15 protein-coding genes are annotated in these 14,468 nt (G+C 61.3%); 10 read left to right on the top strand and 5 right to left on the bottom strand.

Annotation, left to right across the window (positions count from 1 at the left end; genetic code table 11):
• Window positions 1–427: 427 nt before the first annotated feature.
• The 4 genes from LJ656_RS34505 to LJ656_RS34490 all read right to left on the bottom strand — a co-directional run bounded on the left by LJ656_RS34505 (window position 428) and on the right by LJ656_RS34490 (window position 2,921).
• Entirely contained in the window at window positions 428–850 is a 423-nt protein-coding gene (locus LJ656_RS34505) for a hypothetical protein (RefSeq protein WP_230513902.1), read from the bottom strand.
• 2 nt (window positions 851–852) lie between these two features.
• Window positions 853–1,311 carry a bactofilin family protein gene (locus LJ656_RS34500; protein WP_230513901.1) on the bottom strand — a complete coding sequence of 153 codons (459 nt, stop codon included), beginning with the start codon at window positions 1,309–1,311 and terminating at the stop codon, window positions 853–855.
• A 12-nt stretch (window positions 1,312–1,323) separates the two neighbouring features.
• On the bottom strand, window positions 1,324–2,223 hold the full coding sequence (locus LJ656_RS34495) for a hypothetical protein (RefSeq protein ID WP_230513900.1): 900 nt from the start codon (window positions 2,221–2,223) through the stop codon (window positions 1,324–1,326).
• Between the two features lie 92 nt (window positions 2,224–2,315).
• Window positions 2,316–2,921, bottom strand: coding sequence for a DUF1845 domain-containing protein (locus LJ656_RS34490; protein ID WP_230513899.1), 606 nt, complete (start codon window positions 2,919–2,921; stop codon window positions 2,316–2,318).
• 665 nt (window positions 2,922–3,586) lie between these two features.
• Between LJ656_RS34490 and LJ656_RS34485 the strand changes: the two genes are divergently transcribed.
• Entirely contained in the window at window positions 3,587–3,853 is a 267-nt protein-coding gene (locus LJ656_RS34485) for a DUF7696 family protein (RefSeq protein WP_230513903.1), read from the top strand.
• A complete protein-coding gene (locus tag LJ656_RS34480; protein WP_230513898.1) occupies window positions 3,850–5,160 on the top strand; it encodes a recombination directionality factor in 1,311 nt (436 codons plus the stop codon). The genes LJ656_RS34485 and LJ656_RS34480 overlap by 4 nt, the downstream gene beginning before the upstream one ends.
• A gap of 79 nt (window positions 5,161–5,239) precedes the next feature.
• On the opposite strand, the gene LJ656_RS34475 is transcribed toward LJ656_RS34480, so the two are convergent.
• The gene (locus LJ656_RS34475) at window positions 5,240–5,611 is read right to left on the bottom strand and encodes a hypothetical protein (protein WP_230513897.1); all 372 of its coding nucleotides are present in this window, start codon (window positions 5,609–5,611) and stop codon (window positions 5,240–5,242) included.
• Between the two features lie 88 nt (window positions 5,612–5,699).
• Between LJ656_RS34475 and ybiA the strand changes: the two genes are divergently transcribed.
• The 8 genes from ybiA (at window position 5,700) to LJ656_RS34430 (ending at window position 14,083) form a co-directional block, all read left to right on the top strand.
• A complete protein-coding gene (gene ybiA / locus LJ656_RS34465; RefSeq protein WP_230513896.1) occupies window positions 5,700–6,029 on the top strand; it encodes a riboflavin biosynthesis intermediates N-glycosidase in 330 nt (109 codons plus the stop codon).
• 77 nt (window positions 6,030–6,106) lie between these two features.
• Entirely contained in the window at window positions 6,107–7,486 is a 1,380-nt protein-coding gene (locus tag LJ656_RS34460) for a metallophosphoesterase family protein (protein ID WP_230513895.1), read from the top strand.
• A 222-nt stretch (window positions 7,487–7,708) separates the two neighbouring features.
• The gene (locus LJ656_RS34455) at window positions 7,709–8,242 is read left to right on the top strand and encodes a hypothetical protein (RefSeq protein WP_230513894.1); all 534 of its coding nucleotides are present in this window, start codon (window positions 7,709–7,711) and stop codon (window positions 8,240–8,242) included.
• Window positions 8,230–10,551: an AAA family ATPase gene (locus tag LJ656_RS34450; protein WP_230513893.1), complete on the top strand. Its 2,322-nt coding sequence runs from the start codon at window positions 8,230–8,232 to the stop codon at window positions 10,549–10,551. The genes LJ656_RS34455 and LJ656_RS34450 overlap by 13 nt, the downstream gene beginning before the upstream one ends.
• Before the next feature lie 73 nt (window positions 10,552–10,624).
• Window positions 10,625–10,810 (top strand): hypothetical protein, encoded by a 186-nt coding sequence (locus LJ656_RS34445; protein ID WP_230513892.1) that lies wholly within the window; start codon window positions 10,625–10,627, stop codon window positions 10,808–10,810.
• Window positions 10,811–11,357: 547 nt separating this feature from the next.
• Window positions 11,358–12,203 carry a hypothetical protein gene (locus LJ656_RS34440; protein WP_230513891.1) on the top strand — a complete coding sequence of 282 codons (846 nt, stop codon included), beginning with the start codon at window positions 11,358–11,360 and terminating at the stop codon, window positions 12,201–12,203.
• Between the two features lie 75 nt (window positions 12,204–12,278).
• Entirely contained in the window at window positions 12,279–12,701 is a 423-nt protein-coding gene (locus tag LJ656_RS34435) for a hypothetical protein (protein ID WP_230513890.1), read from the top strand.
• 359 nt (window positions 12,702–13,060) lie between these two features.
• Window positions 13,061–14,083: an IS110 family RNA-guided transposase gene (locus LJ656_RS34430; RefSeq protein WP_230513889.1), complete on the top strand. Its 1,023-nt coding sequence runs from the start codon at window positions 13,061–13,063 to the stop codon at window positions 14,081–14,083.
• Window positions 14,084–14,468 lie beyond the last annotated feature (385 nt).

Raw genomic sequence — 14,468 nt, 5'->3', positions numbered from 1 at the left:
GGTTACACTCGACACTCGACTACGTCAGCCCCATGACGTTCGAGAAGAAATGGCTGGCAGCCCAACAAGGCCAGGCCGCATAACTCCCGCGGTTATGGGGTTCGTCAAACAGGGGCAAGGTCACTCGTCAGCAAAGAAAAAGCCCGCGCAAAGGCGGGCTTGAATCCATGCATGGAGAACATGGAGGAGACCGGGCAAGTAAAAACCCGATGCCGATTTTTTTCAGGCGGTCATAGCGATGGCCGGCGTTTGAGGCGCAGAAGTCGTAGGAACGGCGAGATAGCCGAAAAAAAGGGAGCCCGCAGCTCCCTTTCCGCTTCGCCGTCGCGCCTTAGAGCAGCCGTCGCTGAGCATGCAGAAGCAAGGCCCGTCGAAAGCGGCTTCCTGTGCTGTGGCCTTCCAGTCGACAGTGTGGTAGTCCATCTCGTCAGGCAGTCACAGCAGCCGAGCGGCGACCCCGTGGCCAGACCGTTGCAAGGCTCACTGCCGCCCAGCTCGTCGCGGCGACGCAGAGAAAGCCGATGACCATGGAACGCTGCAGTCGTGCGGTTGATCTGACGTACTCTGCGCGTGCAATCGCGAGGTCGCCGCGCGCCGCGTTAAGCCGGTTGGAGAGTTCGCCGGCGCCCGACAGGCGGTGGCGCGCCAGGATCGTCAACGCCTGAGAGGGCTCAATGCTGCGAATGTCGCCATCAAGTTCAGCGAGTCGCCGGACCTCATCCTGACGATTGTCGAGCGTGGCGCGCGCCGCGCCGTTGTCAAACAATGCACTTGTCATGCTGATGACCGTAAAAGGCATTGCAACCGCAACAACAATCGACACGCAGCCCGCGAGTGTGCGCAGTTTCATGTTCAGGCCTTTGCTCGGGAAATTTCGGTTACGTTCGACTCCGCCCGCTCGGGCGCGGCCGCTTCCGCAGCCGGGGCTGCGGAAGCAAGCTCGGGTTTTGCGCTCTCGCTGGCTTCCGGTTCGACCGTCAGCATGCGGGCCACGCGCTTGAGCGTGCCGTTGAGCGCGGCGCGCGGTCCCAGTCGGATCGTGCCGCAGTACATGATGTCGCCCGAGACGTGCCCGTTGATTTCGAGCGTGCCGCGCGCATGGACGTTGCCGTCGACGCGACCGTCGATACGCACGTGGTCACCCTGGACGTTGCCCTTTACGAGACCTCCGTCGCCAACGTGCAAGAGGCCTTGCGTCGAGATAAGGCCCCCGTCGAGCAGGCCGAAATAGCTGATGCCGTGATCAACGATCATGTCGCCGCTGATGGTGCAGCCGGCGGAAACAAGGGTGATCGAAAGTTCGTTTTTCATGTCGGGGGCTTCCTAGAACATCTTCACTTCGGCAGACCCGGCGCGGCTTTCGGCCGGGGGTCTGGCATCTGTACTGGACTCTGCGTTCTGCTCCGCGCGAGGGCGCGAGATGTGATGGCGAGCGGCGCGCACCGGTTTGGCTGCTTCGGCAGGTTGCTGCGTCGCCGGTGACGTCTGGATAGCGGGGGTGGCCGCTTGTGCCGTCGTGGCCGTCGCCGGTGCTGCCCGTACGGTCTGTGGCACGCTCTGCACGGGCGCCACTGGCCCGCGAACCGCGACCGGCTGGCTAGGCGCGACCGGTGGAGGCGTCGCCGGTTGTTGCGCGGCCGCGGTTACGTCGCGGCTCGGTCCCGCACGATGAATGGGCGAAACGGCTGCGAGCTGCGCTTCGGTCGTCAGCGCTGGCGCGGTGACTGCCGTGACGGCCTGCGCGCTGCGCGCAGGCGCTTTCAGCGAATCGCGGAACTGGTCTGCTGTGAGGCCGAGCGAGCGAGCAGAAGGGAAGTCGTTCGCGCTCAGTGCGGGCGCGGCGCTAACCGGATGGGCGGGCGTTGCGTCGACCTCCCGGTAAGCGGAGGCGTCCGGCTTCGCTGCAGCCGCGATCAGGGCGTCCCCTTTCGTGCTCGCGCCGGTCACGAACGTCGAAGCCGCGGAGTGACTCGCCTTCAGGTTCTTGTAAAGCGAGGCTGCCCCTACGCCAGCCATCGCGACCATAGCTGCAACGGCCAGGGCGATTGCGGCCTGCCGTGCGCGCGGCGCAATCCCGGCAAGACCCTGGCGCAGTGGGCGGGACGACTCGTTAGCTGATACGTCGCCAGGGCCGGGCAAGGCGGCAATCTGGCGGGGAAGGTCGATGACCATCGAATCCGGGGCGAACTGGGCGTGCAGTCGCTGGATTTCGCGAATGTCCATGAAGATGCCTCTTCTCGTTGTCTGGGTTACAGCCTGCCCGAGGCTGTCTGAAGTCAAGGAACCTGGCCCGGCAGAGCGGGAGCCAGCGGGAATCAGTGGGTGTCGTCGGAGTCGGGGAGCAGGACGCCTTCGGGGGCATACCGGTCGTTGTCAGGAATGCACAACTGGGGAATCTGCTTCACGCGAGCCGCAGCGGCGTCAAGTGCCGCCTTGCGTTCGTGAGGCATGACTGAGCGGCCGGCGAGGGCTTCCATCGTCTTGAGGAAAAGCCGGTCATAAATCGTGAGCAGTCGAACGAGGCGTCCCGACAGCGGGTGCTTGATTTCCAGTGTCACGCGCTCGGGCGCGAGGCCGGTGCTCCGACCGTGCAGCTTGTTTGCCCAGGCGAGTGCCTTGCGGAAGAACGCTTCCGCCGTGTGGAACTCCGCTTCCAGTGCGAGGAGCTTGCCGCCGCGCGCAACGGTCATCTTTGCCGCGCAGAAGTTGTAGTCGGAGCGGACGAACGTGCGGGCAAAGTCCGAGTAATAAAACAACTCGGTTTTTGCGAGCGTCTCAGGATGGATGCGCGCGAGGCGGTCATCGCTGGTGAGGCGCTTGATGGGGCGCAGGACGCCGGCGACCGGTTCAGTCGCAGTGGGAGGGGAAATCAGCCGTTCAGGGTCAGCCGCCTCAGGCTTTTCCGTATCGAAGCCAGACATAACGTGTTCTCGGTGTATGTGTTCTCTCTCACATAAATTCTCAACGAACACCGAATTGCCGGGCGGGCAAAAGCTATATCAATTTCGCGAGCTTTAAGATGCCCGCACCTGTCATTTGCCCGGATACTTCAATCCATTCCCCGCGTCTCTGACGCATCGACCTCGACTCCACGCCCGGAGTCCGTCTTCTTTCTCCAAGTCGTGCCTTTGGGCATGCTCCGATCGGATGGCTACCGGTGTGGATATCTTCTTGTGCTGAATCTGCCCGCTACAGATTCCCCTATTTCAGCTGTGATACTCGTACCCTGGCCTGCATTCATTTGCGCCGGTACATCGTTCGAGCCCAGGTTTTCGGGTGTTCTCTCTCCAGAGCCTGATCTGGGTAGAACGATCGAAGTTGGCTGATCCGTGATTCCTGCGGCGGAATGTATTTTCCGAAAATGGGCTGTTGCGCAGCGTGACCCTGCTGCGCGAGGGCGACTTTACGTCCTCTGACAGAGCGCTCCGGCTTCCGGTGCCGCTCCCTGCACGCCACGTCCCCAGAAGGGACGTGGCGCGTAGGTCACATCTATCCCCGATTTCACGAAGCTCGCTCCCTGACCGGAGCGGGCTTTTTTTTCGTCCATCCATTGCGGATGGGCCTTTCTCAACTGGAGGTGTTTATGTTGTTGCCCGACCGCCTCAACGAGCGTATTGCCGAGGCTATCAAGCATCAGATCGATAACGAGCGTGCCGCTTCAGACACGTCGTCCGACGCCTGGCGCAGCCGCTGTGAAGTTGCGCAGGTCGCGATGTACAGCGACGCCCAGCGCTCCGTCTTTATTCACCATGTCAGCGAACGACGCGGCAGCGCCGCGGCCCGGGAGATCGAATCCCAGGCCAGCACGCTACGCACGAACGCCATCTTCTTACTCGCAAGGAAGCCCTCATGAATGCAGTCGTCCAGATGTTCGACAACGCGCCTCGCAGTCTGGTCGAAGAGCGCGCCATCCGCCCGCCAATCATCGGCAAGATCCGGCCCGGTATCAAGGTGCTCACGCGCAACGCGCAGGGCAATCCCGCTGCAGTGAAGCTGTACAACGAGATGGTGGCCGCCGGCGACTCGTATGAGACGATCGGAAAGGTGATCGAGACGAAGCTGAATCTGCGCAATGCGCTGATTCCGAGAAATGTCCCGCATTTCACCTGCAGACGGTCTGACTTCTCGAATCCGGACACCGCTGACGAGATTCTCAGGCTCTACGGCGAAGACCGTGGCGACGGCCTCAAGCTGCACCGCTTCCCGGTGATGTTTGCCTTCGACGACTGGCTGCGCAACGTGCCTAACCAAATGGCCGCCTACACGACGACGGGACGGCAGTACTTTTCCGAGTATGGCCGTGACGGCAAGCGCTACTGCAAGACGTATGCACCGGTCGAGCGCGACGAGCGCGCGAAGCGGGTGCGGCGGTCTTTCGGTGGTCGCCTTGTCATCCAGCGTCAGGATGACGACATTCCCGACGGAATCTGCGACCCGCACGTTTGTCCGCAGTATCAGGAGCGCAAATGCAACCTGAGCGCGAACTTCGTGTTCGCCATCCCCGACGTCAAAGGCCTCGGACTTATCGAACTTCCGACGAATTCGATTTATGTCCTGCAGAAAGCGTATTCCGCCATGCAGACGGTCTCGCTCGCGCGGGGCAGGCTGACCGGCACGCGCTTCTGGCTGTCGAAGAAGGAGTTCGACATCACGCGGATCGACGACAACGGACAGCCCGTACGTCAGAAGCAGATGCTGACGGTGCTCGACGCGGATATCGATCTCGGCGCATTGCTGGATGCAGGCGATGAGCCGCAGCCAGCGCTCGAAGCGGCGAGCCGGGCAGTTGCCCTGATCGAAGCGGGTGGCAATGTCGAGGTCCTCTCGCAGGCCATGACAGAGGCAGGCTCCGGGACCGTTGCGCAGATGCAGGGCGAAACGGTGGGGGCAGGCAGTTCAGGTATCGACGGAGTTGGCGAGCCCGAAGAGGGTGAGTCGCTCGAAGACAAACGTCACCGCATGTCTGATCTGCTTAACCGCCTGGGACTCAGCCAGCCGGATCGTCAGCAGGATTTCCGGAGGTTCGCGCACCTGAAATTAGGGCGCGGCTGGGCGGAAAGGCCGGCAGACGTTGATCAGATGAATGCACGCCTCACGGCGGCGCTCGACGATCGCGCTGCGCTTGACGACGAGATCATGCAGGCAAAGACCTACGTCTAACCTCAGACCGGCCCCTTCGGGGCTGGTCGTCCCTTCCTTCTATTCGCGTACCGAGAACCCTTCAGCAAGCGGCACTTGCTCAAGCGTTTTCGACGGCGCAATCCTGCGCATCGAACTCTTCCGCCTGGCGGCGGATCATTTCCTGTCCTGATGGAGTATCAACGTTATGTCGAACGATCTGGGCGCCCTCACGGGCCTGCAGCAGATGCGTTGCGGTGGTTGTGGTGGCGACCTCTTCAAGGTCTTCACCGCAGATCGAACGCAGCGGATCGTTGTCCAATGTCAGCAGTGCATGAGCACGTCGTTTATCGAGCCGGCCCCTGCGAAATTGCAGATCAGCTGGGGCGAAGGCGACGGGCGCATCACGGTCTTCTAGGAGCATTCGGTCATGCGCAAGGTAGAAAACTTCACGCTGTTTTTCGGCGCTGAGGACGCGTTGAGCAACTGGCATCCGTGCCGGTTCAGCTATCACGACGTGGACTTCACCTCAGTCGAGCAGTTCATGATGTTTTCCAAAGCCAAGCTGTTTGGCGATGAGAATGCAGCGGCAGAAATTCGCGGCGCGTCATCCCAAAGATCAGAAGTCGATCGGACGGGGCGTAAAAGGTTTCGACCTTGCGACGTGGGAAGGCAAGCGCGAGTCGATTGTCTATGTCGGGTGCCGGGAAAAGTTCGCACAGAACCCGGGATTGCGCTCGCTGCTTCTCGCGACCGCGCCGACCGAGCTTGTCGAAGCCAGTCCTTACGACCTTGTCTGGGGCGTGGGGCTCGGCCAGCGCGACCCGCTCATTCTTGACAAGGCGAACTGGCGTGGCATGAACCTGCTCGGCATCACGCTGATGAAGGTTCGCGACACCCTGTCCCGCTGATTTCTTTAACTGCGCCACCTGGCGCACCATCCATTGAGGCTGCCCACGGGCGGCCTTTTTCTTTTTCTGGAGGCGACGTGAAAATCGCTCACATCTCTGACCTGCATTATTCGCCGGAAAACCTCGATGAGGCTGACCGGTGTTTCTCCTACGCGGTCGATGATGCGCTCAATCGCTGCATGCATGTCGCAGTGATTTCCGGTGACTCGACGGATCACAGGCTCGACGCACATGCGCCGGCGCTGAACCGCCTGGCGACGAACATCAACCGTCTGTCACTTGGTATGCCGGTTCTCATGCTGCAGGGGACGTTCTCGCATGAGCCACCCGGCACGCTGCGCAATTTCGCGTTGATGGGAACCACTCACCCGGTTTTCATCGCGGAACGCGTGCAGCAGGTCAGCCTGTTCGAGGGGCGTTTCTTCGAATCCGCGGGCCCGGTTTTCAACGAGGAAGAACTCGCGAGCGTGCTGAAGCTTGGCGCCGACGTTGTGTTCACCTGCCTGCCCTCCATCAACAAGGGGCAACTGGCGGCCGCGGTCGGTGCGAAGAATGCTGCAACCGGGCTTGAGGCTGTGCTGGGTGACTATCTGGCAGCGGCTGGGCGGAGCAACGCGGAGCTTCGGGCGGCCGGCATTCGCACGGTCGGTGTATCGCACGGCACGGTCAACGGTTGCACGACTGAGCATGGCGTCACGATGGCGGGCTTCGATCACGAGTTTTCACTCGGCGCACTGTTCGAGGCCGAATGCGATGCGTTCATGCTGGGTCACATTCACAAGTCGCAGCAGTGGGAGCGCGGCGGCCGTGTTGTGGCCTATGCCGGATCGCCCGGCCGGTTTCACTACGGCGAGGAGGGTGACAAGGGCTATCTGGCGTGGGACGTTGAGACGGGGAGCGCGAGAGCGTTGCTTGTCCCGACGCCGGCGCGCGAGACGATCTGCATTGACTTCGACGGGCCGCCCGACATGGTGCGACTCGCGGCCATTGCCGCTGACGCAGGCGACAAGTTCGTTCGTGTTCGCTGGCAGGTGGACGAGGAGCATCGTCAATCGGTAGACCGGGATGCAATCGAAGCGCTGTTCGCTGGCGCGTCGGCTCTCAAGCTCGAGCCGCGCATCCTGCCGGTGGTGCGCTCGCGATCGCAGGGCATCAGTATCGAGCCGACGGTCGACCGGAAGATCGAGCGGTGGGCGGAGCATGCGAACGTTGAAGCCGGGCCGATCGTTGAGCGGTTCCGGCTGCTCGAGTCCGGCTATCCGGAGGCGATTGCGGCCGCGGTGCTGGCCGGCCTGACCGACGAGGAAGCAGGCAGTGCCGGCGTTGGCGACGCCGCGGTGGCATCGCTGGCTGAGCCAGTCTCCTCGTCGGAAAGCGTTTCGGTGCCTGATGCGACGGTCGAGGTCGTGCCCGCAGCGCAGAAGTCGTGGCTCGAAGATGATCTGTTTGCAGCGTAGTTTGCTGCCCGAATGCGGGAGAGGCCGGTATGGCTCTCCCGCAGTGGAACAGTAGCCCTGTTCCGATAGCTATCGCAGCTATCGAAACGAGGTTTCACCGCGTCCTGCGACGCATCGATGTAGTCGTTGCTTCACCTTTCTCAGTAGCTTCATTTTCTTTTACCCTGGCGGGGAGCGATCCCCTACCGGGCGCACTCCGCCTCACAACAACGGAGTGCAATCATGTTTGGTCTTTATCCTGCCGGTTCCGAGTGGGTTCGCGTGTTCGCCCTGGACGATCAGCACGAACGCGACATCCAGAAGTCACTCGTCGACCATGCTGGCTTTACGCCCGCAATTCTTCACCAACCCTTCGGGAAGGATCGCGGAGCAGTGCTGGCCCAGTCGGGCCCGATGCTTGTCCTGCGTGCTACGACGCCCGGTGCGAATCAGGTCGTTGTCACGGCTGCCGTTGAAATGCAGCACCTGCTCTGGTCGTATCACGCAGGCATGGCAACGCAGTGGTCCCCGCTGGAGATCCGTACCCTGACCGGCTATGCCGGGTGGGACGAACTCCTCACGTGTGCCCGCCGCGAATTTGCCCGGGCCTGTGAAAAAGTCGAGGCAGCAATCGCGGGCAAGCTACATGCGCCTGTGGCGGTTGCAGAGAGAGTCGACCCGATGGTCGAGAGTTTTCCCGACGATGACGATGTCGCCTTCTATTCGCGGATGGCAGCAATGTCCGAATCGATGGAGGTGTCGTCATGCGGCCTCTGAAACTGACGCTCGAAGGCTTTTACGGCGTTCGTGACGGGATGAGGCGCGAGAGCGTCACACTCGATCTGGAGTCGTTGCCGCAAGGCCTGATCGCGCTGGTCGGCCCTAACGGGGCGGGCAAGACAACGATCATGGACAACCTGCATCCGTATCCGATCATGCCGTCGCATGCCTCGATGCTGTCGGTCGATGCCTTTTCGTACTGGGATCACATCTGTGGCACCAGTGCGCTGAAGGAGCTTGAATGGGAGCACGACGGTATCCGTTACCGCTCGACGTTTTCTTTCAGGAAGCCCGGCAGGACAGGCAAGGCGGAGTACTACCTTGCATGGCTTGGATCGGACGGCGCGTGGCATCCCGTTACGCTGCCCGACGGCACAGTGTCGGACGGCAAGGCGGCGACGTATAACCGCTGTGTCGAAGCCATCAACGGCTCGCTTCAGAGCTTTTTCACCAGTGTCTTCTCCGCGCAGAACCGACGGCCGCTAGCGTCGTATGGCGCGGGAGAGATCAAGACACTGCTCGCAGAGATGCTCGGCATTGAACACCTCAAGGCGCTGTCGGCGAAAGCCGGCGACGTCGCGAAGATTCTTGGCCGTGCGCTCGATGAAATCCAGACGGATCTGACGGCACTCGCAGGGAAGCGGCAGCGCAAGGCGGAAGTCGAACGCTCCGTGCTTGCACAGGGCGAACTGCTACGCGACACGCGCGCACAACGCGATCTGAAGCTGGAGGAAGCTGCGAAGCTGACTCAGGAACGTGCGACGCTGGCAGCGAAGGTGGGCGAATCGGCAACCGCCGAAGCGCGCCTGCGCGAACTGTCGGTCCGCGCGCATGAACTGGTCAAGGGCGTGGAAACGCTCGATGGCGATGAGCGGGCAGCCGCCGCTCGGACCCCGCAGCGCGTGAATGCCCTGGAGCAGACGCTGGCGACTCATCAGGCGACGCTTGCCCGCAAGGAGGCGATTCTCGGAGCGGCGGCGAAGCGCGACGCAGCGCAACTGCTGATTGGTCGTGAGGAGGCAAAGCTGGAGCCTCTGCAGCGCGTGATTGCCGATCTGGAAGCGAAGCAGGTCACTCATGCGACGCTTCAGACCGCGCTTTCGGGCCTCATGACGCAGGGTCAGACGAAAGCCGCCCACTTCGAGACGCTGACGAAGCAGGCTGCAGTCGTTGACCAGGTGCCGTGCGTGGGGCATTCGATGCATGCCACGTGTCCACTGCTCAGTCAGGCGCTTCAGGCAAGATCGCAGGCAGAAGAGCAACGTGTGTCGGTGGCCGAACTTCGTGCGCAGTATCGCGAAAAGAAAGCGCAGGCCGACCTGCTTGCTCCGGTTGTCGCAGAGCTTGCGGCAAAGCGCGGCGAACTTGCTGTGTTGAGCCGCACCCTGAGTGACGCTCGCCGTGACCTGCAGGCGGCGACTGAACTCGCTGCCAGCAAGCCACTGCTTGATGCTGCAGCGACGGGCCTTGAATCCGCCAACGCGGAACTCAGGGACGTCGCGGAAGAAGCGGCTGCGCGAGCTGCCCGATACGAGTCCGAAAAGGCACGTATGACGGCGGAGATGGCCAGAATCCAGCAGGAGTCGAAGCAGCTTGCAGCCGTCGATGTGACGGCCGCAATAGCAGAGACCGACCGCAAACTGGCCGCAAATCGCGAAGCTGTCGCAGCGCTCGAGGGCACGATCGAAGGTGCGATCCGCGCCCAGACAGTGCTACAGGCCGAAGCCGACGGACTGGCTGCGGACCTGAACGGGTTTTCTGCTACGCAACGGCGCGCCGACCGGCTCTCCGATGAAATTGCACAGTGGAAGCTGCTCGCGAAAGGTCTCGGCAACGACGGCGTCATTGCGTTGACGATCGACGACGCGGGTCCCGCACTGGCTGACACCGTCAACAGGCTGCTGCTTGCCTGTTACGGCACACGTTTCACGGTCGAGATCCGCACGCAGCGCGCGCTGGCAAATGGCGAACTGCGGGAGGGTTTCGAGATTCTGGTGCATGACGCCGAAGCCGATAGCACGAAGTCGGTGTCGGTGATGTCCGGTGGCCAGAAGGTCTGGATCAACGAGTGTCTGACACGTGGCATCGCGCTCTATCAGGCGCAGAACACTGGTCAGCCTTACCAGACCCTTTTCAGTGACGAATCCGATGGTCCGCTCGATCCGCAGCGCAAGCTGCAGTTCATGCGGATGAAGCGGGAGGTACTGAAGCAGGGCGGGTATGAGCGGGAGTTTTTCATCTCGCACACGCCCGACCTCGTCAGCGAGGCCGACGCCGTCATCGACGTTCAGGCGCTGGCCGCGTGACGCAACTCTTTTTTAACCCTGTGGGGAACGCCCCCACAGGGCGTTTCTCGCCTCTTCCCTACGAGAAACGCATATGTCCTTCAATCGCAATGCCCGAATCCGTACCGAAACGGTGACGGTGTCGGTTCGTCCTGCCGCGCCTCGGTCCGGCAACACTCACGCGCATGTCCTGAACGGCTCGCTGTTGCGTGACGTTCTTGTCGATGGCAAGTGGGTCACTGTCCAGGCGGCCGACCCTTCTGATCTGCGCACCGCGTAAGCGGAGCACTTCCCCTTTTTCGAGAAACCACAATGGAAAATCTCTTGATGCTGCTTGTCGCAGCAGGCTCGTCGTCGCTTTGCGCCTGCACTGCGCAGCCACAGGCGCACGCCGCAAGCGCACGTCCCGCGATCGTCGTTCAGGCGCCGCGAGGTGAGCCCGGCGACTTTCGCATTTGCCCGGATGGCAGCCTGATCACGTATCCGCGCAGTCGCCCGAAGACCTGCACCTGAGCAGGACATCGCAACGCCCCGGCGCCCCTGCAGGGGCCGGGACTTTTTCCGGCAAGCCAACGGAGCTTCCAACGAAAAAACAGATTGTCATTGCGACGGTGGCCGGCGCGCTGGTAGCAGGCGCTGGCTTGTTGTGGATGCAGCCTGCTTTCAGCGCAACAAGCTATGTGCAGGGAGTCGCTGACTGGAAAGCCGTGCTGTGCAGGGCGAGGCATACCCCGCCCGCTGACCGCTATCGGCCTTCCAGATTTCCTTATGACCTCGCGGGTAAGCGATCCCGCTGGGGTCGCTCCGCATTCTCTTGTGGAGTTTATATGGTTGATGCAGCACCACCGGCCGCGGCGGGCGCAATACCTCGCTGGCTGGCGCCGTATGCCAGTGGCGAGAAGCAGGGATGGTCGCAAGCGGTGATTGCGTACGCTGAATACTACGGCGTCGACGGAAGCGCTGATGATGATCCCGATGTTGAAGAGCGTCTGATCATGCACCGCCCACCGATGGTGGGCTATGCGAGTCATACTGGCACACGCCGCAACCTCGATGCGCTTGCGCGTGCCGGCTGGCGTCTCCTGGTTTCTGCGAAGGGCGAGCACCGTACCGAACGCATGCGCTACGCGATAGACAACGGCGCGTGGACAGCATTCCAGCGTGGCGAGCCGTTTGACGAGTCCGCGTTCCTCGCGGTCGTCGACAAGCTCGGTGAGCGTGCTGACTGGATCGTCCTTCCCGATGTCGTTCAGGGCGGCCTCGCGTCACTCGACTTCTCATTGCGGTGGATGGAGCGTCTGCGAGGCATGCCCTCGCAACTGCTCATCGCCGTGCAGAACGGGATGCAACTGGAGGACGTCGCGCCCTTTCTCTCGCCCGTCGTTGGGATTTTCATCGGGGGCTCAACGGAGTGGAAGGAGTCGTCAGCCGAAGCGTGGGGGCTACTCGCGCGTCGACGCAATTGCCATCTGCATGTCGGTCGCGTCAACTCGGCGCGCCGCATTCACATCTGTGCGGCCGCCGGTGCGGACAGCTTCGACGGTAGTGGGCCGAGCCGCTTTTCGGACGTCTTGCCCCGGTTGGACAAGGCAACCCGGCAGCCTGATCTTTTCGCAGCGGCCGACCAGTCGCTCGAAGAGGCACAGGCAGCAAGTCTCGATCTGACCTTGTAACGAACACATAATTTTTTACCCCAATCGGGAGCCGATCCCGAAAGGGCCGCTCCCGTTCCTTTGCGGAGCAAACAGATGGACACTGATATTCATACCCTCGTGGAAACCGCCATTGCATCGATGCAGTCGTACATCGAGCAGGGTCATGTGCTGGCTGTGGGTGTAAGCGGTGGCAAGGACAGTACGTGCGCCATGGTCCTTATGCTGGAAGCAGTCAGGCGCGCGAGCCATGTGGCGCCCGGCGTCAGGCATTACATCACGTCGTCGGATACGACGATCGAGAACCCGAGTACTGCGAACTTCCTGCATGCGATGCTCGATGAGGTCGCAATGTTCGTGGAGGACAGTGGATTGCCGGTCGAGATCCACGTCACGCAGCCGTCGCTAGCCTCCCAGTTCGTTGTTTCAACGATCGGGCGGGGAACGCTGGTCAGAACGCCTGAGAATGGCGTTCGTGACGGCAAGCGGATGCGCGCTTGCGCGGATTATGGTGACTGATCAAGCGTCAATAGACCCCGTAATCTCCTTGCTCTCAGGGATTTGGAGGCATTGTCGTTTGGGAATCTCCGAGAAACGTAAACATCCGTGCTGAACGGCCACTGGGTCGGACGATTTTGTTGACCCTTGTAGGGACTCGCCTGCGATACGTCATCGAAAGTATTCATATTTCGCGGTCAAATTGTCAGTGGAAACTGCGCGACGCAAGGAGCTGCGGGTCCGTCGCTGAAGGGCCGAGATGGAATGGACACCGCCCTCCCTCCGGGGAAGTGGCCACGATTGAGGGCCTCCAGGACCGAACGGCATCAATGTGCCAAAGTGGAGTTGCGACACAACCACTTGAGGAACGGAGGCCCCTGATGAATGCTACGACTTATGGACTCGACGTTGCAAAACGGGTGTTCCAGCTGTACTGGGTCGACGCCCATACAGGCGAGATCGCGAACCGGAAGTTCGGACGTGACGATTTAATTGCGTTTCTAGCTCAGCGCCCTGCCGGTCGAGTTGCCCTCGAGGCATGCGGAAGTGCGCACTGGTGGGCGCGTAAGATCCGCGCGCTCGGACACGAGGTGGTGCTATTGCACGCCCAATTCATTCGACCTTTCGTGCAAACGAACAAGACCGACGCGGCGGACGCCCGGGCAATCTGGACTGCAGTGCAGCAACCCGGCATGCGCACAGTTGCCGCCAAGACAGAAGATCAGCAAGTGATGCTAAGCCTTCATCGTATGCGCTCGTTGCTCGTGAAGTTTCGAACGATGCAGATAAATCAGCTACGTGGGTTGCTATATGAATTCGGCGTTACGTTTCGCGCAGGACGCGTAGCAGGGATAGACGAGATCAGAGCGCGCATGGCAGAACTCGAAGACGCACTGCCGCGATCAATCGTTCTTAACCTTCTTGAACAGTTGCGCCGCATCAATCTTTTTGAGGAAGACATCAATCAACTCGAGAAGCGGATTGGCGCCTGGCAGAAACACGAAGCTGCATGTCGAGCGATCTCCGACGTGCCGGGCATCGGTCGCCTGACTGCAACTGCTCTGGTAGCGACAATCGGAGACGCGAGGACTTTCAAGTCGGGACGTGAATTCGCGGCGTTCCTCGGTCTTGTTCCGCGGCAAAGCGGCACGGGCGGCAAGGTTCGATTGGGCGCCATCTCAAAGCGAGGCGATCCATACCTGCGCACGCTGCTGATCCACGGAGCACGCTCCGTCCTGTGCCACGCGAAAGTGCCAACAGCGTGGCAGAAAGGAATGCAGGAGCGCCGACCTGCCAACGTGGTCGCCGTAGCCCTCGCGAACAAGATGGCGCGAACTGCGTGGGCCATCCTCGCCCACGAGAGCAGTTACGAAACTAATCACGTCAATGTGAGACCAGCTTAGCAGTATGAGACTTTGAAACCTTGAGGAACTGGTAGGTTGCTATGGTTGATTCCCAGTGATGGCAAAACAGGTCGGACCGCAGGAACGCAAACCTGAACACACCCTTGTGCCTGAAGCACGCGGCCGAGATGAGGACGTTCCTGGCGCATTCCATCAGGGCTTGCGGCTTCGGCTCGCGTAAAGCCGGATATAAGACCGCAGCCGATACCTTGTTACGTCATCACATGAAGATCAACTTGGCAAACCGGGCGGTGTCCATATAAGGGCGTGTGGAAACGCAATTTTCGCGGCTGAGGGCGAGGTTGACGGTCGGCCCAAGCAAGTTAGATGCGTCGAGCTTGCGCTATTCGAGCATCGCGAGCGCAAGAAGCCCCTCAGGGCCTCA

The organism is Paraburkholderia sejongensis (genome assembly GCF_020880815.1).
Lineage (GTDB): Bacteria > Pseudomonadota > Gammaproteobacteria > Burkholderiales > Burkholderiaceae > Paraburkholderia > Paraburkholderia sejongensis.
This window is presented reverse-complemented; position numbering and strand designations above follow the sequence as displayed.